17 protein-coding genes are annotated in these 21,509 nt (G+C 66.8%); 11 read left to right on the top strand and 6 right to left on the bottom strand.

Annotated elements, in window-relative coordinates; translation table 11 throughout:
- Window positions 1-11: 11 nt before the first annotated feature.
- The 8 genes from B5X82_RS01410 (at window position 12) to B5X82_RS01375 (ending at window position 7,732) form a co-directional block, all read left to right on the top strand.
- Entirely contained in the window at window positions 12-485 is a 474-nt protein-coding gene (locus tag B5X82_RS01410; RefSeq protein ID WP_079646253.1) for an A24 family peptidase, read from the top strand.
- 68 nt (window positions 486-553) lie between these two features.
- Window positions 554-1,558, top strand: a complete 1,005-nt coding sequence (cpaB, locus tag B5X82_RS01405; protein ID WP_079646252.1) for a Flp pilus assembly protein CpaB — start codon at window positions 554-556, stop codon at window positions 1,556-1,558.
- Window position 1,559: 1 nt separating this feature from the next.
- A complete protein-coding gene (locus tag B5X82_RS01400) occupies window positions 1,560-3,140 on the top strand; it encodes a type II and III secretion system protein family protein (protein ID WP_079646251.1) in 1,581 nt (526 codons plus the stop codon).
- A 19-nt stretch (window positions 3,141-3,159) separates the two neighbouring features.
- Entirely contained in the window at window positions 3,160-3,792 is a 633-nt protein-coding gene (locus B5X82_RS01395) for a CpaD family pilus assembly protein (protein ID WP_079646250.1), read from the top strand.
- A complete protein-coding gene (locus B5X82_RS01390) occupies window positions 3,792-5,060 on the top strand; it encodes a pilus assembly protein CpaE (protein WP_079646249.1) in 1,269 nt (422 codons plus the stop codon). The genes B5X82_RS01395 and B5X82_RS01390 overlap by 1 nt, the downstream gene beginning before the upstream one ends.
- A gap of 22 nt (window positions 5,061-5,082) precedes the next feature.
- The gene (locus B5X82_RS01385; RefSeq protein WP_079646248.1) at window positions 5,083-6,057 is read left to right on the top strand and encodes a type II secretion system F family protein; all 975 of its coding nucleotides are present in this window, start codon (window positions 5,083-5,085) and stop codon (window positions 6,055-6,057) included.
- Between the two features lie 7 nt (window positions 6,058-6,064).
- Window positions 6,065-7,057, top strand: a complete 993-nt coding sequence (locus B5X82_RS01380) for a type II secretion system F family protein (protein WP_079646247.1) — start codon at window positions 6,065-6,067, stop codon at window positions 7,055-7,057.
- Between the two features lie 102 nt (window positions 7,058-7,159).
- Window positions 7,160-7,732, top strand: coding sequence for a hypothetical protein (locus tag B5X82_RS01375; RefSeq protein ID WP_079646246.1), 573 nt, complete (start codon window positions 7,160-7,162; stop codon window positions 7,730-7,732).
- A gap of 115 nt (window positions 7,733-7,847) precedes the next feature.
- Here the strand turns inward: B5X82_RS01375 and B5X82_RS01370 are convergent, their stop codons facing one another.
- The 4 genes from B5X82_RS01370 to B5X82_RS01355 form a co-directional block, all read right to left on the bottom strand.
- Window positions 7,848-9,011: a DUF418 domain-containing protein gene (locus B5X82_RS01370; RefSeq protein ID WP_079646245.1), complete on the bottom strand. Its 1,164-nt coding sequence runs from the start codon at window positions 9,009-9,011 to the stop codon at window positions 7,848-7,850.
- A 164-nt stretch (window positions 9,012-9,175) separates the two neighbouring features.
- Window positions 9,176-11,845, bottom strand: a complete 2,670-nt coding sequence (gene ppdK, locus B5X82_RS01365) for a pyruvate, phosphate dikinase (RefSeq protein ID WP_079646244.1) — start codon at window positions 11,843-11,845, stop codon at window positions 9,176-9,178.
- Between the two features lie 56 nt (window positions 11,846-11,901).
- Window positions 11,902-13,935, bottom strand: a complete 2,034-nt coding sequence (gene glyS, locus B5X82_RS01360) for a glycine--tRNA ligase subunit beta (RefSeq protein ID WP_079646243.1) — start codon at window positions 13,933-13,935, stop codon at window positions 11,902-11,904.
- 2 nt (window positions 13,936-13,937) lie between these two features.
- Complete coding sequence (locus B5X82_RS01355) at window positions 13,938-14,813, bottom strand: glycine--tRNA ligase subunit alpha (RefSeq protein WP_079646242.1); 876 nt, start codon at window positions 14,811-14,813, stop codon at window positions 13,938-13,940.
- A gap of 152 nt (window positions 14,814-14,965) precedes the next feature.
- Between B5X82_RS01355 and B5X82_RS01350 the strand changes: the two genes are divergently transcribed.
- The 3 genes from B5X82_RS01350 to ctrA all read left to right on the top strand — a co-directional run bounded on the left by B5X82_RS01350 (window position 14,966) and on the right by ctrA (window position 17,764).
- The gene (locus B5X82_RS01350; protein WP_079646241.1) at window positions 14,966-15,889 is read left to right on the top strand and encodes a TraB/GumN family protein; all 924 of its coding nucleotides are present in this window, start codon (window positions 14,966-14,968) and stop codon (window positions 15,887-15,889) included.
- Complete coding sequence (locus B5X82_RS01345; protein ID WP_079646240.1) at window positions 15,858-16,907, top strand: glycosyltransferase family 2 protein; 1,050 nt, start codon at window positions 15,858-15,860, stop codon at window positions 16,905-16,907. The genes B5X82_RS01350 and B5X82_RS01345 overlap by 32 nt, the downstream gene beginning before the upstream one ends.
- Before the next feature lie 161 nt (window positions 16,908-17,068).
- Window positions 17,069-17,764 carry a response regulator transcription factor CtrA gene (gene ctrA, locus B5X82_RS01340; RefSeq protein ID WP_079646239.1) on the top strand — a complete coding sequence of 232 codons (696 nt, stop codon included), beginning with the start codon at window positions 17,069-17,071 and terminating at the stop codon, window positions 17,762-17,764.
- Window positions 17,765-17,836: 72 nt separating this feature from the next.
- Here ctrA and B5X82_RS01335 read toward each other — a convergent pair whose 3' ends face one another.
- Entirely contained in the window at window positions 17,837-19,129 is a 1,293-nt protein-coding gene (locus B5X82_RS01335; protein WP_079646238.1) for a metallophosphoesterase family protein, read from the bottom strand.
- 21 nt (window positions 19,130-19,150) lie between these two features.
- Window positions 19,151-21,469 (bottom strand): TonB-dependent receptor, encoded by a 2,319-nt coding sequence (locus B5X82_RS01330; RefSeq protein ID WP_079646237.1) that lies wholly within the window; start codon window positions 21,467-21,469, stop codon window positions 19,151-19,153.
- Window positions 21,470-21,509 lie beyond the last annotated feature (40 nt).

Here is a 21,509-nt window from a genome sequence, read left to right as displayed (position 1 = left end):
CCTGCTTAACCATGTCCATTCAAATTCCCGATCTGTTCGGCATCCTGCTGGCGGTGCTGCTGTTGATGGCGGCGTGGACCGACATCCGCACGCGGACGATCTCAAACGAGCTGAACGCGGCGATCGCGCTGCTGGCGATCGCCTTCTGGTGGATCGCGGGCGAGGCGCTGTGGCCCGACGTCGCGCTGCGGATCGGCGTGGCGCTCCTCATCTTCGCGCTGTTCGCGGTGCTGTTCATGCTGCGCATGATGGGCGGCGGCGACGTCAAGATGATCGGCGCGCTCGCGCTCTGGCTGCCCTTCCATGCGCTGATCGTGATGCTGACCGTCATGGCGCTGGCCGGCGGCGCGATCACGCTCGGCCTGCTGATCCGGCAGCGCTGGCGGCCGAACGCCGACAGGCCCGAGGTTCCCTATGGCGTCGCGATCGCGATCGGCGGGCTGTGGGTCATCGCAAACGGCTTGTTAACCACACCCGTTGCATAGCGTTTCCAGGTCCAGTTCCGGGCCACGCATGTTCTTCACGCCCGATCGGGCGAAGGTGGGTCTGAAAGATGGACGCGAGGAAGTTGCTGCTGCTGATCATGGCTCTCGTCATGGCGGGCATCTCGGCAGTCGTGGCGCGCAGCATGTTCGGCGGCAACAGCGAGGCCGAGGCAGCCCCCGCCGCCGCCACGCCCCAGCCCTCCGGGCCCGAGGTCGCCGTCGCGGTCCGTCCGCTGCCGGTCGGCACGATCATCGGCCCGGAAAGCTTCCGCTACCAGCGCTGGCCGGCGGAGCTGGTCAGCAAGACCTATTTCATCAAGGGCGAGAGCGACCTCGCCGCGCTCAACGGATCGGTCGTCCGCTACGCCATCACCGCCGGCGCGCCGGTCACCCAGGGTGCGCTGGTGAAGCCCGGCGATCGCGGCTTCCTGGCCGCGGCGCTCGGCCCTGGCATGCGCGCCGTCACCATCTCGGTCTCGGCCCAGTCGGGTGTCGCCGGCTTCGTCTTCCCGGGCGACCGGGTCGACCTGATGCTGACCCAGGAGGTTCCGGGCGGAGGCGACGGCCCGCCACTCAAGGCCGCCGAGACGATCATCCGCAACATCCGCGTGCTTGCCGCCGACCAGCGCACCGACAAGACGGTCGACGAGGAAGGCAAGACGGTCGTCGCCAACACCTCGAACGTCACGTTGGAAGCCACCCCTAAGATCGCCGAGAAGATCGCCGTCGCACAGACGATCGGCCAGCTCTCGCTCGCGCTCCGCTCGATCGCCGACGACAGGGCCGAGTTGGAGGAGCGGATCGCCAATGGCGAGATCAAGCTGCCCGCCCAGGCCGATCCCAAGGCCGAGCGCCAGATGCTGCTCGAGATCGCGTCACGGCCGATCGACACCAACACCACCTATACGGTCGGCGCCGACGTCTCGCGCTACCAGCGGTCGAGCGTTCCCGCCAAGACCGGCGGCGACGCCGCACCGGCCCCGGCCGCCAGCGCCCCCGCCGCCCCGACCGGCCCGGTCGTCCGCGTCGCGCGCGGCAATATGATCACCGTCAGCACGGTCGGAGCCAAGTAGGATGCGTTCGTCCCTCACCCTGCTCCTCGGCGGCGCGCTGATCGCGGCGGTTGCGCTGACGCCGGCCACGGCAAGCGCGGCGGTCCGCCCGTCGCGCGGCGCGGCGACCGTGCGCACCGCAACGATCGGTACGCCCACCGAGACCACCACCCTGTCGATCGGATCGGGCCAGATGATCGCGCTGTCGGCGCCGATCAGCGACTTGTTCGTCGCCGACGACAAGATCGCCGACGTCCAGGTCCGCTCGACGACGCAGCTCTATCTGTTCGGCAAGGGCGCCGGCGAGACGGCGGTCTATGCGACCGACAAGGCCGGCAACGTCGTCTGGTCGTCGATCGTCCGGGTCGGCAGCAACATCACCAGCGTCGACACGATGCTGAAGCTGGCGATGCCCGAGGCGGCGATCACCGCGACGACGATGAACGGCATCGTCCTGCTGACCGGCACCGTCGCCTCGCCCAGCGACGTCGAGGAGGCGCAGAAGCTGGTCGAGCAGTTCGTCGGCAAGGAGACCCAGGTCGTCAACCGGCTCAAGTCGGCGGTGCCCTTGCAGGTCAGCCTGCACGTCAAGATCGCCGAGGTCAGCCGCGAATTCGCCAAGTCGATCGGCATCAACCTGCTCAACCGCGACACCACGGGCGGCTTCCTGTTCGGCGTGGCGCAGGGCCGCAATTTCGGCTCGATCGGCAATCTCGACACCTCGGCCTTCCCGAAGCTGGACGCCTCGTCGCTCTACGGGCTGCCCGCCGGATCGCTGTCGCTGCCGTTCAATCCCGCGACCGGGCAGTTCATCGCCGGCGGCACCTCCTACACCTTCGACAAGCTCGGCAAGGGCGCCGGATCGGGAACCTCGTTCGGCCTGGCCGGCAAGTTCCTGGGCATGGACCTCGCCGCCGCGATCGACCTGGCCGAGGCCGACGGCCTCGTCACCACCCTCGCCCAGCCGAACCTGACCGCGATCTCGGGCGAGACCGCGAGCTTCCTGGCCGGCGGCGAGATTCCGATCCCGCTCGCGCAGGGGCTCGGCGCGGTGTCGGTCGAGTTCAAGCAATATGGCGTCAGCCTGTCCTTCACCCCGACGGTGCTGGGCGACGGGCGCATCTCGATCCGGGTACGGCCCGAAGTGTCGCAGCTCACCGACGCGGGCTCGGTCCGCCTCGGCGGCTTCACCATCCCTGGCATCACCACGCGCCGGGCGGAGACCACGGTCGAGCTCGGCTCGGGCCAGGCCTTCATGATCGGCGGGCTGCTGTCGAACGCGCAGAACAGCAATGTCGACAAGGCGCCGTTCCTCGGCGACCTGCCGATCCTGGGCGCGCTGTTCCGGTCGAACGGGTTCAAGCGCAACGAGACCGAGCTGATGATCGTCGTCACCCCCTATCTGGTGAAGCCGGTCTCGCCGCAGCAGATCGCCCTGCCGACCGCCGGCTTCCGCGCCGCCACCGACGGCGAGCGGCTGATCGCCGGCCAGACCTTCATGGGCAAGTCGGGCGAGAAGAGCCCGGCCCCGACCGCCGCGCCGCCGCGCACCATCCCCGACAAGGCCGCGCCGGTTCCCGATGCCGGCTTCTCGCCCAATTGATCGCACGGTGGAGAGTCTGATGCATCGTCCCCGCTTCTCCCCGCTGGCCGCGATCGCCGCGATCGCCATCGCCGCGACGCCGGCCTGGGCCGATCGCTACAATCGCGGCGTCGAATCGGTCCATCAGCCGGTCGTGCAGCGCAGCGACTATGTGCTCGACGTGCCCGCCGACGGCCTCGATCCCGCCGCGCGCGACCGGGTCGGCCAGTGGTTCGACGCGATCGGCCTCGGCTATGGCGACCGCATCGCCATCGACACGAGCGCGGGCAGCACCGGATCGAACCGCGACATCGCCGAGATCGCCGGCCGCTACGGCCTGTTCGTCGGCAATGCCGCGCCGGTCACCGAAGGCGCGATCGCGCCGGGCCATGCCCGCATCGTCGTCAGCCGGTCGACCGCGAGCGTGCCGGGCTGTCCCGATTACAGCCAGTGGTCGCAGCCCAATTTCACCGCCGCCGCCTCGTCCAACTATGGCTGCGCGATCAACTCGACCCTCGCGGCGATGGTCGCCAATCCCGAAGACCTGGTGAAGGGCCAGGCCGCGCGCGGATCGAACGCCGACACCGCGACCAAGGCGATCCGTGTCTGGCGCAACACCGAGCCGACGTCGAGCAGCGGGCTCAAGATCGAATCGACGAAGGGAGGCAACTGATGAACGCGCCCTTCAACGCGAAGCAGCAGCAGACGCGCAACCCGTTCGCCGCCTTCGTCACCGACGACGTCAGTTCCGAACTGCTCAAGCCGCTCGTCTTCGAGCTGGGCTGGGCGCCGGAATCCGTCAACAAGGGCGGGCTGCGCGCGGCGATCCAGTCATTGTCGGTCTCGGCCAGCCCGACCATATTGTTCGTCGACCTGAGCGAATCGACCGATCCGCTCGGCGACGTCAACGCGCTCGCCGAGGTGTGCGAGCCGGGCACGATCGTGATCTCGGCCGGCACCGCCAACGACGTCCGCCTCTATCGCGAACTGCTCAACAGCGGCATCCAGGACTATCTGCTCAAGCCCTTCACCGCCGACCAGATCCGCGACTCGCTGGCCCAGGCGCAGATGATGCTGATGGGTCCGCGCCACGGCGTCGCGGCCGAGGACAGCATCCACATCATGACCGCCGTCGTCGGCGCGCGTGGCGGGGTCGGTGCCTCGACGGTGGCGAGCTCGATCGCATGGCTGATGGGCGAGAGCGGCGGCCATACGACCGCTCTGCTCGACCTCGATGTCCATTTCGGCACCGGCGCGCTGTCGCTCGACCTCGAGCCCGGCCGCGGCCTGACCGACGCGATCGACAACCCCGCGCGCATCGACGGCCTGTTCCTCGAACGCGCGCTGGTGAAGGCGAACGAGAAGCTGTCGGTGCTGTCGGCCGAGGCGCCGATCAACCATCCGATCATCACCGACGGCGGCGCCTATTTCCAGCTCCAGGAAGAGATGAAGGGCGCGTTCGAATGCACGATCGTCGACGTGCCGCGCACGATGATGGTCCAGCATCCCCACCTGTTCCACGAAGTGCAGTCGGTGGTGCTGGTGGTCGACCTGACCCTCGCCGCGACCCGCGACACGATCCGCATCCTCGCCTGGCTCAAGAACAACGCGCCGCAGGCCGGCGTGCTGGTCGTCGCCAACCGCGTCCATCCGAGCCTGACCGAGATCAGCCGCAAGGATTTCGAGAATTCGATCGAGCGCGAGATCGACTTCGTCCTGCCCTATGACCACAAGCAGGCGGTCAACGCCGCCAAGCTGGGCAAGCCGATCGCCGAGGCGGGCAAGAGCTCCAAGCTCGGCCAGGGCCTGGCGCAGATCGCCGACAAGCTGCTGTCGCTCGCCAGCGACGATCCCGATCGCGACGCGAAGAAGGGCAAGGGATCGCTGATCGACGAATTGGCCGCGATCTTCGCGCCCAAACCCAAGATCGCGAAGAAGTGACGGGCGGGAGCGTGTCCGCCACATGCTGACGATGCTCTTCCTGATGGTCATGGCCACGGTCGTGCCCGTCTTCATCTTCGTGGTGGCGCGGCCGCCCGCGCAGCGCGCCTTCGCGCGCCGGCTGTCGACGGTGCGGGGCCGCTACAACGTCAACGGCGAGCCCGGCGTCAACGAACAGGTCCGCAAGCTGCTCGCCAGTCGCGCGACAGTGGTCCGCCGCGAAAAGACGCTGCTCAACCGCTTCCTGCCCGACCCGGCCGACGTCCATCGCCAGATCGAGGCGGCCGGCAAGAAATGGACCGTCCAGCAATATTATATGGGATCGGGGGTTGCCTTCGCGGTGCCGCTGCTGCTGTTCGTCCTGCTCGGCCTGCCGCTGTGGATGGCGATGATCGTCGCGACCGCTGCGGGGCTCGGCCTGCCACGGCTGGTGCTGAACATCCTCGCCAAGCGACGGATCGCGCAGTTCGTCACGCGCTTTCCCGACGCGATCGAGCTGCTGGTACGCGGCCTGCGCGCAGGCCTGCCGATCGCCGAGACGATGGGCGCGGTAGCCTCCGAGATCGAGGGTCCGGTCGGCAGCGAATTCCAGGCGGTCAGCGATCGCATGCGGATCGGCCGCACGCTGGAGGGCGCGTTGCAGGAGACGGCCGACCGGCTGGGCACCGCCGAGTTCCAGTTCTTCGTGATCACCCTGGCGATCCAGCGCGAGACCGGCGGCAACCTGGCCGAGACGCTCGGCAACCTCGCCGACGTGCTGCGCAAGCGCATGCAGATGAAGCTCAAGATTTCGGCCATGTCGTCTGAATCCAAGGCGTCGGCCTATATCATCGGCGTGCTGCCCTTCGTCGTGTTCGGGCTGATCAGCTTCATCAGCCCGACCTACATGGCCGGCTTCTTCGCCGACCAGCGGCTGATGATCGCGGGCATGGGCGGGCTGATCTGGATGTCGATCGGCGCCTACATCATGCGCCAGATGATCAATTTCGAGATTTGAGGTCGCGATGCAGCACGCCGCCACCCCGCAATTCTTCGATACGCTGTTGTCGATCGGCATCGCGCTGGCGACGGCGATCGTCATGCTGGTGGTCGGCCACAGCCTGGTGAAGTCCCTCGCCCGTGATCCGATGGCGCGGCGTGTACGCGCGCTCAACGACCGGCGCGAGCAACTCAAGGCCGGCGTCGCCGCGTCCAAGACCCGCCGCCGCCAGAAGATGGAGAAGAAGGCCAGCATCTCGGTCGACCGGATGAAGGCGATTCTCGGCAGCATGAAGATGCTGCAGGATTCGCAGCTCAAGGCCGCCTCGCTGAGCCTGACCCGCGCCGGCATCCGTTCGAAGGACGCCGCGATCACGGTGATCTTCTTCCGGCTGGTGTCCCCGATCATGATCGGCGGGACGGCGGCGGTCGGCGTCTACCTGCTCCACTGGTTCCCGGAGGCGAGCGCCTTCAAGCAATATATGATCGTCGCGGGTGCGCTGATCGCCAGCTACAAGGCACCCGATGTCTATGTGAAGAACCTGATCACCAAGCGGCAACAGGCGATCCGCAAGGCGCTGCCCGATGCGCTCGACCTGCTCGTGATCTGTGCCGAGGCCGGCCTGTCGGTCGACCTCGCGTTCAACCGGGTCGCGCGTGAGTTGTCAAAGGCCTATCCGGAGTTGGGCGACGAGTTCGCACTGACCGCGATCGAGCTGGGTTTCCTCACCGATCGGCGCCAGGCGTTCGAGAATCTCGCGCAGCGCGTAAACCTCGATTCGATCCGGGGCGTCGTCACGACGATGATCCAGACCGAGAAATATGGCACCCCGCTCGCCGCGGCGCTCCGCGTATTGTCGGCGGAGTTCCGCCACGAGCGGATGATGCGTGCCGAGGAGAAAGCCGCGCGGCTGCCGGCGATCATGACGGTGCCGCTGATCATGTTCATCCTGCCGGTGCTGTTCATCGTCATCCTCGGCCCGGCCGCCTGCTCCATCCGCGACAACGTTATTCATTGAGGCCGGCGGAGCCCGCCTGAACGGCGCCCCTCGCCTCTTCGACGCGGAACGTAAACGCCACGAAACGGTTTTAGCCTCCAGTATAAAGGGAGGCTTCATTACATGTTCGCGTTCACGACCAATCAGTGGGTCATCGTAGCGCTCGTCTTCGTCCTCGGCTGGCTGTTCGGCCTGTTCACCCTTTCGGGCAACCGCCGCTGGAAACCGGATTTCGAGCGGGAACGCACGCTGCGCATCGCGGCGGAGGAGCAGAATGACCGGCTGTCGGCGAAATTGACCGAATTGGAGGGCGAACGCGACCGCCGGGTCGAGCTGGAGCGGGAGCGCGAGCATCACGCCGCCCGCGCCGCGGCCGCCAGCGAGAGGATCGCCGAGCTGGAGAAGCGCCGCCCGGCGGTCAACGCCGACACCGCCGGGGCGATCGCCGCCGCGGCCTCGGGCCAACGCGACGATCTCGCCCGCATCTTCGGCGTCGGGCGCGGCGGGGAAATCAGGCTCAACGAGCTTGGCATTCATCGCTATGCAGACATCATCGCTCTGAGCCCGAGCGAGGAAGCCGAGCTCGAAGGCCGCATGGGCCTTGCCCCCGGCGCGATCGCCGACGAGCGCTGGCGCGAGCAGGCCGAGATCCTGCGCAAGGGCGAGTTCGACGAACATGCGCGGCGGTTCGCGTAATTTGCCTGACCCTCAGGCGCCGGGCGGCGGACTTCCATCCGCCTTGGCTTTCCTCGCATAAGCTCGAGCGGCCGTTCGGCCTTGCGGGCGCGATGCTCCCGAATTTCGAGTGGCTTTACGGCCGCTGGCCGTAGGTTCCCCAGCGCCAGAGCCATTCCATAGGGCCGTAGCGGAACGCCCGGAACCAGAACGCCGCGAACAGCGCCTGGACCGCGAGGATTGCGAAGGCGACCAGCCACAGTGCCGGCCAGGAGAGCCGGTTCCACAGGCCCAGTCCGAAGCCCGAGAATATCCACGCCGCGATCAGGCTCTGGCCGAGATAGAGCGTCAGCGCCATCCGCCCCATCCGCGCGAGACCGCTCATCAGGCGCGGCCAGGCCCGCTTGCGCCACAGCAGCAGGAACAGGCCCGCATGGCCGATCGTCATCGCCAGCCGCCCCGGCTGGTCGACGATGCCGCTGACCACCATCGGCGCGCCGTCATTGTGGAAGACCAGCACCGCGTGGAGCAGGCGCAGCGCCAGCCCGACCGAATAGCCGATCCGCACCATCCGCCGCAGCCGGCGCTCCTCGAACCGCCCGTCGAACAGGCCGATCCGGTAGAGCGCCATGCCGACCAGCATGAAGGCGAGCGCATCGCCGATCCAGCGATAGGTGAGCGCGTTGACCGTCCAGTTCCAGCTCACATAGCTCATATAGTCGAAGGTCTGCCAATAGCCGCCCAGCCGCGCGGCGCCCTCCCGGGCCAGCATCTCTGCCGAATAGACGGTGTCGGCGGGCTGGAAGGACGGCGCCTCCAGCCCTGCCCAGGCCGATAATAGCAGCAGGATCACCGCTGCGGCCGAGACGAGCTGGGCTGGCGTCAGCATGTGTAGGATCATCGCGACGATTCCGGCCAGCGCGTAGATCAGCAGGATGTCGCCCGGCCAGAGCAGGAAGGTGGAGTCGACGATGCCGAACAAAAGCAGCAGGATCAGCCGGCGCAGATAGAGGCGCGGCCGATCGGCGCGATCGTCGTCGCCCAGGAACAGCAGCAGGCCGACCCCGAACAGCATCGAGAAGAGGCCGCGCATCGTGCCGGTGATGAACAGCTGGGAGAAACCCCAGAGCTGCCAGTCCGGCGAGGCCAGCGACGGCTCGGCCATCGGCCGGTCCATCGCGATCGGGCCGCCCATGTCGACGATGTTGATCAGCAATATGCCGCACAGGGCAAGCCCACGCAGCGCGTCGATCGACAGGAGCCGCTGGGCGGGATCGGCGGGCCGGAGGGACGAGGACATCGGCCGGGCTTAGCCTAAGCGGCCGATGTCGTCATCCGTCTGCCCTCCCCCACGGACGTCATGCTGAACTTGTTTCAGCATCCACCCATCATCCGCACGGACACGACCTGCGGCGCGGTGGATCCTGAAACAAGTTCAGGATGACGGACGGGTGAGAGGCCGACTTACCCCTTCGCCTTGAGCGCCGCCTGCGCCGCCGCGAGGCGGGCGATCGGCACGCGGTAGGGCGAGGCCGAGACATAATCGAGCCCGGTCGCCTCGCAGAAGGCGATCGAGGCCGGATCGCCGCCATGCTCGCCGCAGATGCCCAGCTTGATGTCGCCGCGGGTCTTGCGGCCGCGCTCGGCGGCCAATTCGATCAGTTCGCCGACGCCGTCGACGTCGAGGCTGACGAACGGGTCCTTCGGATAGATGCCCTTGTCGACATAGGTCGTCAGGAAGCGGCCCGCATCGTCGCGCGACACGCCCAGCGTGGTCTGGGTCAGGTCGTTGGTGCCGAACGAGAAGAACTCGCCGACCTCGGCGATCTCGCCCGCCTTGAGCGCGGCGCGCGGCAGCTCGATCATCGTGCCGACCAGATAGTCGAGCGTGCGGCCCTTCTCGGCGAACACAGCCTTGGCGGCCTTGTCGATCACCGCCTTCATCAGCTCCAGCTCGCGCCGGGTCGCGACCAGCGGCACCATCACCTCGGGGATCGGCGCGCTTCCGCTCTTCTCCGCGACGTCGCAGGCCGCCTCGAAGATGGCGCGCGCCTGCATCTCGTAGATCTCGGGATAGGTCACGCCGAGGCGGCAGCCGCGATGGCCGAGCATCGGGTTGAACTCGTGCAGCTCGGCCGCGCGGCGCTTGAGCGCCTCGATGCCGATGCCGGTCGCCGTCGCCACCTCGGCGAACTCCTCCTCCTCATGCGGCAGGAATTCGTGGAGCGGCGGATCGAGCAGGCGGATCGTGACCGGCAGGCCGGCCATGATCTCGAAGATCTCGGTGAAGTCGGCGCGCTGCTCGGGCAGCAGCTTGTCGAGCGCGGCGCGGCGGCCCTTCTCGTCCTCGGCCAGGATCATCTGGCGGACCGCGGTGATGCGGTTCGAATCGAAGAACATATGCTCGGTGCGGCACAGGCCGACGCCCTCGGCGCCGAAGATGCGCGCGGTCTTGCAGTCGAGCGGGGTCTCGGCGTTGGCGCGGACCTTGAGGCGGCGGACCTCGTCGGCCCAGCCCATCAGCGTGCCGAAGTCGCCCGCCAGCTCGGGCTGGACGGTCGGGACGGCGCCCAGCATCACCTCGCCGGTCGCGCCGTCGATGGTGATGACGTCACCCTCGCGAACCTCACGGCCGGCGACGCGGAAGATCTTCGCCTTGGCGTCGATCGCGAGCGTGCCGACGCCGGACACGCAGGGACGGCCCATGCCGCGCGCGACCACCGCCGCGTGGCTGGTCATGCCGCCGCGCGCCGTCAGGATGCCCTTGGCGGCGTGCATGCCATGGATGTCCTCGGGGCTGGTCTCGACGCGGACCAGGATCACCGCATCGCCCAGCTCCGCGCGCTTCTCGGCGGTTTCGGCGTCGAACACGACGAGGCCGGAGGCTGCGCCCGGCGAGGCCGGCAGGCCCTTGGCGATCACGTCGCGCGGCGCCTGTGGATCGAGGGTCGGGTGAAGGAGCTGATCGAGCGCGGCCGGATCGACACGGGCGACGGCCTCCTCGCGGGTGATCAGGCCCTCGTTCGCCATGTCGACCGCGATCTTGAGCGCGGCCTTGGCGGTACGCTTGCCCGAACGCGTCTGGAGCATCCAGAGCTTGCCCTGCTGCACCGTGAACTCGATGTCCTGCATGTCCCGGTAATGGGTTTCGAGCAGGTCGAACACCTTGGCCAGCTCGCCATAGACCTCGGGCAGCGCCTCTTCCATCGAGGCGGGCTTGGCGCCGGCGGCCTCACGCGCGACCTTGGTCAGATATTGCGGGGTGCGGATGCCGGCGACGACGTCCTCGCCCTGCGCGTTGATCAGGAACTCGCCATAATAAGCACGATCGCCCTTCGACGGATCGCGGGTGAAGGCGACGCCGGTGGCGGACGTGTCGCCCATGTTGCCGAACACCATCGCCTGGACGTTGACCGCAGTGCCCCAGTCGCCCGGAATGTCGTTGAGGCGACGATAGACCTTCGCGCGCTCCGACTGCCAGGAACCGAACACCGCGCCGATCGCGCCCCAGAGCTGCTCGTGCACGTCCTGCGGGAAGGGCTTGCCCCACATCTCCGCGACCAGCTCCTGGTAACGCTTGACGAGCGCCTGCCAGTCGTCGGCGGTCATCTCGGTATCGAGATTGTAGCCCTTGTCCTCCTTGGCGATCTCAAGCGCCTCCTCGAAGGCGCTGTGATCGAGTTCGAGGACGACGTCCGAATACATCTGGATGAAGCGGCGATAGCTGTCCCACGCGAAGCGGGCGTCGCCCGACACCGTGGCGAGGCCGACCACGGTCTCGTCGTTGAGGCCAAGGTTGAGGACGGTGTCCATCATCCCCGGCATCGAGGCGCGCGCGCCCGAGCGGACGGACACCAGCAGCGGATCGGCCGCGACGCCGAACTTCTTGTTGGTGATCGCCTCGATATGGGCGATGCCGTTGGCGACCTCTGCCTTCAGGCTGTCGGGGAAATTCTGCCCTTCGTCATAATAACGTTGGCACATCTCGGTCGAAATGGTGAAGCCGGGCGGCACCGGCAGGCCGATCGAGGCCATTTCGGCGAGGTTCGCACCCTTTCCGCCGAGGAGGTTCCTGTCACCCTTGCCGCCGTCGGAAACGCCGCCGCCGAACCGATAGACATATTGCGTCGTCATACGCCCGTCACTCTCCCCATCACGACCCGCTCCCGGCAGGGAGCATGGCAATCGAATCAGCCCTCGATGTTCGAGAAGTCGGCGACGTTGTGCACCGCAACACGGATTTTTTCAAGCAGCGCGAGCCGAGTGTTTCTTTTCGATGACGAAGAATCGTTGACGATGACCTGATCGAAGAAAGCGTCGATCGGCCCGCGCAGCGTGGCGAGAGCGGCCATCGCGCCCGCGAAATCCTCCGCTTCGACCGCGGCCGCCGCCTTCGGCTCGGCGGCGTCGAGCGCGGCGATCAGTGCCGATTCCGCGACTTCCGGTTCGTAATCGGGCGTCGCCGAGGCACCTTCGGGCACCCCGCCCTCCTTCTTGAGGATATTGGCCGCACGCTTGTAACCGGCGAGCAGATTCGCGCCGTCCTCGGTCTCGACGAACGCCTGCAGCGCCTTCACCCGCGCCAGCAGGCGGACGAGATCGTCCTCCCCGCCCAGCGCGAACACCGCGTCGATCAGGTCGTGGCGGACGCCCGCCTCGCGTTGCTGGACCTTGAGACGGTCGGCAAAGAAGTCGAGCAGTTCCGCGGTGTTGAGCCCATCCGCGCCGAGCCCCGTCTTAGCCTGCTCGATCGTAGCGAGCAGGTTCATACGGGTGCCGTTGACGAGGATCGTCTGGATCGTCTGCAGCGCGGCACGGCGCAGCGCGAAGGGGTCCTTCGAACCGGTCGGCTTGATCCCGCGGGCGAAGAAGGCGGCGAGCGTGTCGATGCGGTCGGCGAGCGCCACGCAGGCCGGAATGCAGCCCTCAACCGCCGCGACATATTGCTGCTTGAGCGCGGAGACGGTGCCCGGCTTCTCGCCGCGCTGCTCGGCATAATAGCCGCCCATGATTCCTTGCAGCTCGGGGAATTCGCCGACCATCGCGGTAGCGAGATCCGCCTTCGCCAGCAGGCCCGCGCGGCGCGCCGTCTCCGGATCGCGCTCGGGGAAGTAGGCCTTGGCGATCCACGCGGCGAGCGCGGCGATGCGATCGGCCTTTTCGCGCAGCGTGCCCATGCCCTCGTAGAAGAGCATCGCCTCCAGCTTGGGCAGATAGTCGTCGAGCGGCGCCTTGAGGTCCTGCTCCCAGAAGAATTTCGCGTCCGACAGCCGCGCCGCCAGCACCTTGCCGTTGCCGGCGACGATCGCCGCGCCGCCGTCCCTGGCGCTGATATTGGCAGTGCAGATGAAGGCCGGGGCGAGCTTGCCCTCGGCGTCGTTGAGCACGAAATATTTCTGGTTGGTGCGCAGAGTGAGCTGGATCACCTCGCGCGGGACCTCCAGGAAGGCCGGATCGAAGCGGCCAAGCAGCGGCACCGGCCATTCGGTGAGGCCGGCATTCTCGGCGACGAGCCCCTCGTCGGGGATGACCGTCATGCCCTGTTCGGCGGCCAGCTCGGCGGCGCGGGCGCGGATGATGCCGCGGCGCTCGGCATGGTCGACGATGACGTGGCAGGCGCGCAGCTTCTCGGCATAGTCGGCGGCGCTGCCGATGGTGATGATGCCGGGATGGTGGAAGCGGTGGCCGACCGTGGCCGCGCCGCTCGTCACGCCGTCGATCTCGAACGGCACGATATCCTCGCCGAGCAGCGCGACGATGCCCTGGAGCGGACGGACCCAGCGCAGCGCGGCGGTCGACAGCGAGGCGGTGCCCCATCGCATCGACTTGGGCCAGGGGAAGCCGCGGACGATCGTGGGGATCGCCTCGGCCAGCACCTTGGCGGTCGCGCGGCCCGGCCTCTCGATCACCGCGAACAGCGTGCCGTCGCGCTCGACGAGCTGCTCGCGGACGAGGCCGGTCTTGCGCAGGAAGCCTTCGAGCGCCTGCGGCGGCGCGGAGGTCTTGGGTCCCTTCAGCTCTTCCGACACCGCCGCCGTCTCGATCGGCAGGCCGTGCGCGATGAGCGCAAGGCGGCGCGGCGTGACGTAGGAGGTGATGCGGTCGGGCTTGAGCCCCGCCTTGGCCAGTTCCTCTGTGAACAGGCGGGCGAGGTCGGCCGACGCCTTCTCCTGCATCCGCGCGGGGATTTCCTCGGAGAGGAGTTCGAGCAGGAAGTCCGCCATGATCAGGCCTCCCACCCGTTATGCGCCATCCAGGCGGCACAGGCGCCCTTTGCCAGGTCGCGGACGCGGCCGATATAGGCCTGGCGCTCGGCGACCGAGATCACGCCGCGCGCCTGGAGGGTGTTGAAGATGTGGCTCGCCTTGATCGCCTGGTCATAGGCGGGCAGCGGCAAGGGCTTGTCGCGGTCGAGCAGGGCGCGGCACTCGTCGGCGGCCTGGGTGAACTGCTTGAACAGCGTGTCGGCGTTCGCGGCCTCGAAATTATAGGCGCTGAACTGGCGCTCATTCTCCAGGAAGACGTCGCCATAGGTGACGCCCTCGTCGTTGAAGGCGAGATCATAGACCCGGTCGACGCCCTGGATGTACATCGCCAGCCGCTCGAGCCCATAAGTCAGCTCGCCCGCGACCGGCTTGCAGTCGAAGCCGCCGACCTGCTGGAAATAGGTGAACTGGGTCACCTCCATCCCGTCGCACCACACTTCCCAACCAAGTCCCCAGGCGCCGAGCGTCGGGCTCTCCCAATCGTCCTCGACGAAGCGGATGTCGTGCGCGAGCGGGTCGATGCCGATCCGCTCCAGGCTGCCGAGGTAGAGCTCCTGAAGGTTGGCGGGCGACGGCTTCAGGATCACCTGATACTGGTAATAATGGCCGAGCCGGTTGGGGTTCTCGCCATAGCGGCCATCGGTCGGGCGGCGCGACGGCTGGACATAGGCCGCCTTCCACGGCTGCGGGCCGAGTGCGCGCAGCGTTGTCGAGGGATGGAAGGTACCCGCACCCATCTCCATGTCGTAAGGCTGGAGGATCAGGCAACCCTGATCGCTCCAATAGTCGTGGAGCGTCAGGATCAGGCGCTGAAACGATAGCGGCTTGGTCGCCAAGGTCGGGTCCTTCGGGGCGGTTGGGAACGTGACCGGCCCTTTGCGTCAGGGGGCGCGGCGGGTCAAGGATTGCGAGGGTCCCGGCCCCCTCCCAGGGCGGAGAAAAGCGAGAAGGGCTCGTAATTCGCGCCGTCCGTTTCTAGATCAGAACCATGTCGCTGTTCCGCCGCGCGCTCACCGCGCTCCTAGCCCTGATCCTCGCGGCACCGGCCGCCGCCTCGCCCGCCCTCTGGAGGTTCGGCGACGCGGACACGACCATCTACCTGTTCGGCACGATCCACGCCCTGCCGCCCGGGTATAAATGGCAGGACTCGCGGATCGAGAAGGCGATGGCGTCGTCGGACACGCTGGTGATCGAAACGCTGCTCGACAAGGACCCGCAGGCGATCGCCAGCCTGTTCCCGCCGCCCGATCCCAGCCTGCCGCCGATCCTGGAGCGGGTGCCGGAGAAAAGCCGCCCGGCCTTCGCCGCCCTGCTCAAGAAATCGGGCCTCGACCCCGCCATGCTCAGCCGGATGCCGACCTGGCAGGCGAGCTTCATGCTGATGGGCGCGATGATGAAGGACCTGGGAATCCAGCGCGATGCCGGAGTGGAGAACAGCCTGATGCCGGCCTTCGCCCCGCCGCCCTCCCCCGACGCCAAGGACGCCAGCCCCCGCAAGGTCGAGGCGCTCGAGACGGCGTCGGAGCAGCTCGCGCTGTTCGCCAACCTGTCGGAGGCCGACCAGCGCGAGATGCTGGCGAGCTTCGCCGACGGGCATAGCGACGCAAAGGACGACTATGCCAAGCTCCTCGCCGCCTGGGCGAGCGGCAACGAAGCGGCGATCGCCAAAGCCTTCGCCGACGACAAGGACCTGACCCCGCATCTGCGCGAAATCCTGCTGCGCAGGCGCAACGCCAACTGGGCCGAATGGCTGAAGAAGCGGCTGGCGACGCCGGGCACCGTGTTCGTCGCGGTCGGCGCGGGACATCTGGCGGGGCCGCTGTCGGTACAATCGATGCTCGCCGCCGAGGGGATCACCGTAGAGCGCATCTGGAGCGAGCGTGACCGCAAGCAACGACCCACTCGCCACTGAGATCGCCACCGACGCCAATTTCGACGCGCAGCGCTACCTGCTCTGCTGCGGCGATCTCGCGGACCCGTATCGGGACGGCCTTGATCCGTGGGAGCATTTCGACCGGCACGGCCGCCACGAGGGGCGGCGCCAGCTCGCCGGCGGCCCTGCCGTGCCACCGGCGGATCGGTCGCCCGGCGTCACCCTCTGCGGGATCGCCCGCAATGAAGGGCCTTATCTGCTCGAATGGATCGCCTGGCATCGGCTCTGCGGGGTCGAGCAGATCATCCTCTATTCGAACGAGAGCGACGACGGCAGCGACGTCCTGCTCGCCCGGCTCGGCGCGCTGGGCGTCATCGATTATCGCCCCTGGCCGAGCGTCGAGGGACGATCGTCGCAGATCGCCGCCTATCAGGATGCGATCGTCCGCTGCGCGACACGCTGGATCGCCTTTCTCGACCTCGACGAATTCCTCAACCTGAAGCGGGACGCGACGGTCGACGACTTTCTGGCCGGCCTGCCCGCCGACACCAGCGCGGTGGGCATCAACTGGCGTGTGTTCGGATCGGCCGGCCGGCTGGAGAAGGAACCCGGGCTGGTGACCGAGCGCTTCACCCGGGCCGCGCCGATCGAACACCCCAGCAGCCGGCAGATCAAGACGATCGCGGTCGCAGCCGACATCTGCAAGGTCACCGCGCACCGCGTCCGCCTGATGCACGGGCGCGGGCGCTACGTCGACGCAGCGGGCGCGCCCCTCGATCCCGGCCGCGGCTTCGCTCCCGCACGGCACGGGCACGCGCAGGTTAACCACTATGTGTTGAAATCACGCGCCGAGTTCGAGTCGAAGCGCGCGCGCGGATCGGCGCTGCGGGCAGTCGGCGACCCGACGAAATTTACCCATCGCGACGGTGGCTATTTCGACGACCACGACCGCAATGAGGAGGTTGACGAGACCATCCTCACCCGAAACGCCCGGCTCCACCGGGAGATCGCGGTGCTTGGGCGGCTTCTCGACGAACCCGAAACTAATGGTGGATAAGTCCCCGGATTCACACAGTTTGTTTACTTACGTAAAAATCGGGACTGGTTTTTAAGAGCGCGTTAACCTTTTACCTTCATTAACGGCGTGGTTAACAGAGGTTGACGGGAAGCGCGGAGCAAGCGGGCTCCTCTCCCGGCAGATGAGCAGGAAGACATCCCATGCGCGTATTGCTGATCGAGGACGATCCCACGACCGCCAAGAGCATCGAGCTGATGCTGGGCGCCGAAGGCTTCAACGTCTATACCACCGACCTCGGCGAGGAAGGCCTCGATCTGGGCAAGCTCTATGATTACGACATCATCGCGCTCGACCTGAACCTGCCCGACATGCACGGCTATGACGTGCTCAAGAAGCTGCGCGGCGCCAAGGTGCAGACTCCCGTGATGATCCTGTCGGGCATCGGCGAGATGGACTCGAAGGTCCGTGCGCTCGGCTTCGGCGCCGACGATTACGTCACCAAGCCCTTCCACCGGGAGGAACTGGTCGCCCGCATCCATGCGATCGTCCGCCGTTCGAAGGGCCATAGCCAGTCGGTGATCCGCACCGGCAAGCTGGCGGTGAACCTGGACGCCAAGACCGTCGAGGTCGATGGCGCCCGCGTCCACCTGACCGGCAAGGAATATGCGATGCTGGAGCTGCTGTCGCTGCGCAAGGGCACGACCCTGACCAAGGAGATGTTCCTCAACCATCTCTATGGCGGGATGGACGAGCCGGAGCTCAAGATCATCGACGTCTTCATCTGCAAGCTTCGCAAGAAGCTGAGCCTCGCCTGCGGCGGCGACAACTATATCGAGACCGTGTGGGGCCGCGGCTATGTGCTGCGCGATCCCGAGGAGGGCCAGGCGGCCGCCTGACCCCATCACCGGATTTGCTGCCGGGAGCAAAGCAAGGCCGCGTTCCTCATCGGAACGCGGCCTTTTTTTCTCCTATTTGGCGGACGCGTCGAAACGCTCACGGAAATCGGTCAGCTCGATCGAGAAGTCGTCCATGCGCTGATAGTCGGCATCGCTGAGATGCGGCTGTTCATGCGCCTTGTACCAGGCCGCATATTCGGGCGTATCGACGCTCAGCTTCTTGTAGTGGGTCGAATAGGTGCGGACCTTCACGACCGGCACCTCGCCCGACATGTCGAAGGTCATCAGCCGCATCCAGCCGTCGCCGATGCCGATCGGCCAATCCGACTTCACACCGGCGTCCTTGGCGGTCTGCCCGCGGTCCTGATAATCGGCGAGCACCTGGTGGACCTTGTGACCGAAGCGGTTCGGGTCGGTCCGCATCGCCTGGCCATGCTCGTGCCCGCAAAGCACCAGGAATATCTGGTCGTGCTGGCTGATCAGCTTGTCCCAGATCATCTGCGGGCTGTTGTCCTGCGGGTCGGCGGCGTGGCCGTCGATCATCGGATTGGGAATGCGCTTGCCGTCCTTGTCCATATAGTCGTGCATCGACACGATCGTCGGCAGGCCGGGGAAGCGGCGGATCACCGACGCCGCCCAGTCTAGCGACGCGTCGGGGGCATCGAACTGCAGACCGATGTGCAGGAAGCGATAGCCGCCCGCGGTGAAGATCTGCGCCGCGTCGGCGCCGCCGTCATGCGAGGCGACATACCAGGGCTTGTCCTTGAAGAAGGCGCTCTGGTTTCCGAAGACCGACCGGAAATTGTCGAGGCCGCCGGGATGCAGCATGCCGAGGGTCGACATGTCCTTGGGATCGAACTTCGCCGCCGGCGGGAATTTGGAATCGGTCCACATCGCGTCATAGTCGTGGTTGCCGGGGATGACCGAGAAGGGCACCTTGCCCATCAGCAGCTCATAGCCCTTGCGCGCCGCCGGCATCTCCACCGACGTCACCTTCGGGGTCGGCGCGAAATGCGCGTCGAGCACCGGGTTCGGCGCCGTCTTGAAGCCGCGCGCGGCGTGGCCGGGATCGATCTTCAGCGTCTGGTGCTGCCACACGTCGCCTAGCCCCGCGACGAAGGCGATGTCGCCGCCGGCGCTTTCGACATTGTCGGCGATATATTGCATCTGCTCGAAGAACATCCGGTTCGCATCGAAGGCGAAGCCCTCCGCCGTCTGGTGGGTGTAGTCGACATAGTTCTGCGTGTCGGGAATGACGGCGATGGTGAAGCTGTCATCGCCTGCCAGCACCGGCGAAGCCAGCACGACCAGGGCGATCGCCGACCCGAGGACGAGCCTGCGCGTCAGCGAAGAAAAGGATGCCATGGGGAAGTCTCCTGTCCGGGATCAGAATTTGAGGCCGAATTCGGCGCGATAGGTGCGGCGCGAGCCGGCGATGAAGGTGGGGATGCCGAAATAGTCGCCGGTATTGCCGGCATCGACGAGGAACTTCTTGTCGGTCAGGTTGTCGCCGACCAGCGCGAAGCTCCAGCGATCGTCGGCGCCCTTGAAGGTGAGCCGGGCGCTGAGCAGGCCGAAGCCGCCCTGGAACTCGTCCACCACCTTGTCCGAGAGGGCGACCGGAACGCGCTGCTGCAAGTCGAGCCGGTCGTTGTCGTCGAAGAAATACATCTTCGATTGCCAGCTATAGAGCGGCGCGAAGCTGACCGATCCGCCCGCCACCGGCAGGGTGACATCGGCGCCGACCGCGAATTTGTGATCGGGGCTGTTGCGGAAGCGGTTGCCCTTGAACGCGCCCGACCGCAGCCGCGCCTTGTTGTAGCCATAGCTGCCGAAGATCGACAGCTCGCGGGTCAGTGCGACGTTGAGCTGGGTCTCGAAACCGGTCGCGTCGGCCTTGCCGGCGTTGACCGTCGCCAGCCGGCCGTTGACGAGGCCCTGGGTCTGGAAATTCTCATATTCATAATGGAACAGAGTGGCGTCGCCGACCACGCGCCCGCCGAACAGGCGGAACTTGATGCCGCCCTCGACCGAATCGAGCCGCTCCTCGGGGATCAGGTCGGCTGGCCGGGTCGGGTTGATCTGCAGCGTCTCGGGCCGCTTGCCGACGCCATAGGCGACGAACAGGTTGACGTCGGGCGTCAGCTTGAAGCGCGCGCCGCCGCGGCCGGTCACTATCGTCGAGCTGTTCTTGCCGCGCAGGACGGCACCGCCGGGGGTCGGCTGGAGCAGGATGCCCGCGCCGGTCAGGTTCGACGGCCCGAGCGGGGTCAGCCCCTGCAGCGACGCCTTCTTCTTGTCCCAGGTGATGCGGCCGCCGGCGAAGACCTCGAGCCGCTCGCCGAGATGCGCGGTGACGTCGCCGAAGATGTCGAAGGTGGTGATGTCGGCCTTGGTCAGCTGCCGATCGAGCGTGAAGGGCTTCAGCCCGGCGGCGGCCGGCCCGAGCAGCGCGTTGATCTCGTTGTTGGTCAGGCCGCGCGGCGCGAACTTCTGCAAGGTGCCCGAGAACATCAGCGCCATCGCGCGCTCGTCATAGCCCAGGTCGAAATTCATCCCGTTCTTCGCCTTGAAGGCGCTGCCGCCGATGAAGCCTTCGAACGGCCCGGCATCCTGGAAGTTGAGCCGGACCTCCTGCGAATATTGCTTGCCGTAATTGCACTGCTTATAGGCGATGATGTTGGTCGGCGTGCCGTCATTGTCGCCGCTCTGGCAGGCGTCGAACCAGCGATAGCCGGAGATCGAGGTGATCGAGAGACGGTCGTCGATCGTCCAGTCGGCGGTGCCGCTGATCCCCAGTATCTCGCGGTGGAAATAGGCGGTCGGGATCGTTCCGAAGCTGTTCAGATGGGTCGGGGTCCAGAAATTGAGATCGCCGATGATCGCCCCGGTCGCCTGGTCGAGCGGGACGAAGGTGCGCGACTTGAACGGAACGCCGCCATCGGTGTCGTCGACGTCATAGGTCGCGATGAGGTTGACCTTGAAGTCGCTGCTCGGCTCGAACTTCGCCGCGAAGCGATACGCCTGGGCATCGAGCGCATTGTAGCTCCCCTGCCCGTCGACATCCTCCACGAAGCCGTCCCGCTTGCGCAGCATCGCGCCGAAGCGCACGCCGACCGTGTCCGAAAGGGGAATGTTCGCGATCCCCTGGAGATGCTTGTAATCATAGGTACCCAGCCCGCCCTTGAGCTCGAAGCTCAGATCGTCGGTTGGCCGCTTCTGGAAGATCGAGACGCCGCCGTTGAGCGCCGAGCGGCCGTGCAGCGTGGATTGCGGGCCCTTCTCGACCTCGACCCGATCCACATCGAACATCTCGCCATAGGAGGCCGTCGCCTGCGACGCAGGGACGCCGTCCTGGAACACTGCGACGCGCAGCTCACTCTGCGGCGAGAAGTCGTTGGAGGTGATGCCGCGCACCGAGAAGCCGGGCGCGAACTTGTCCTGCAACTGGATGACGAAGCCCGGCGTGATCGCCGACACCTTCGACAATTCGGTCCCGCCGATCTGGTCGAGGAACTCCGTGCCATAGGCGCTGATCGACATCGGCACGTCGGTGATCCGCTGCTCGCGCTTCTGCGCGGTGACGATGATCTCCGCGCCGCCGTCGGCCGAGTCGGGGGCGGCCATGTCGGCCACCTCGGCCGCCTGCGCCTGGGCGACCGAAAGCGAGAGAAGACTGGAACAGATCAATATTCGATACAGCACGGCGCGGCCTCCTGAGGTATTTACGAGACGGCCGTGTATC

This window comes from Rhizorhabdus histidinilytica, from assembly GCF_900167915.1.
Lineage (GTDB): Bacteria > Pseudomonadota > Alphaproteobacteria > Sphingomonadales > Sphingomonadaceae > Rhizorhabdus > Rhizorhabdus histidinilytica.
Note: the sequence above shows the minus strand (reverse complement) of the source record. Positions and strands in the feature narration are given on the sequence as shown.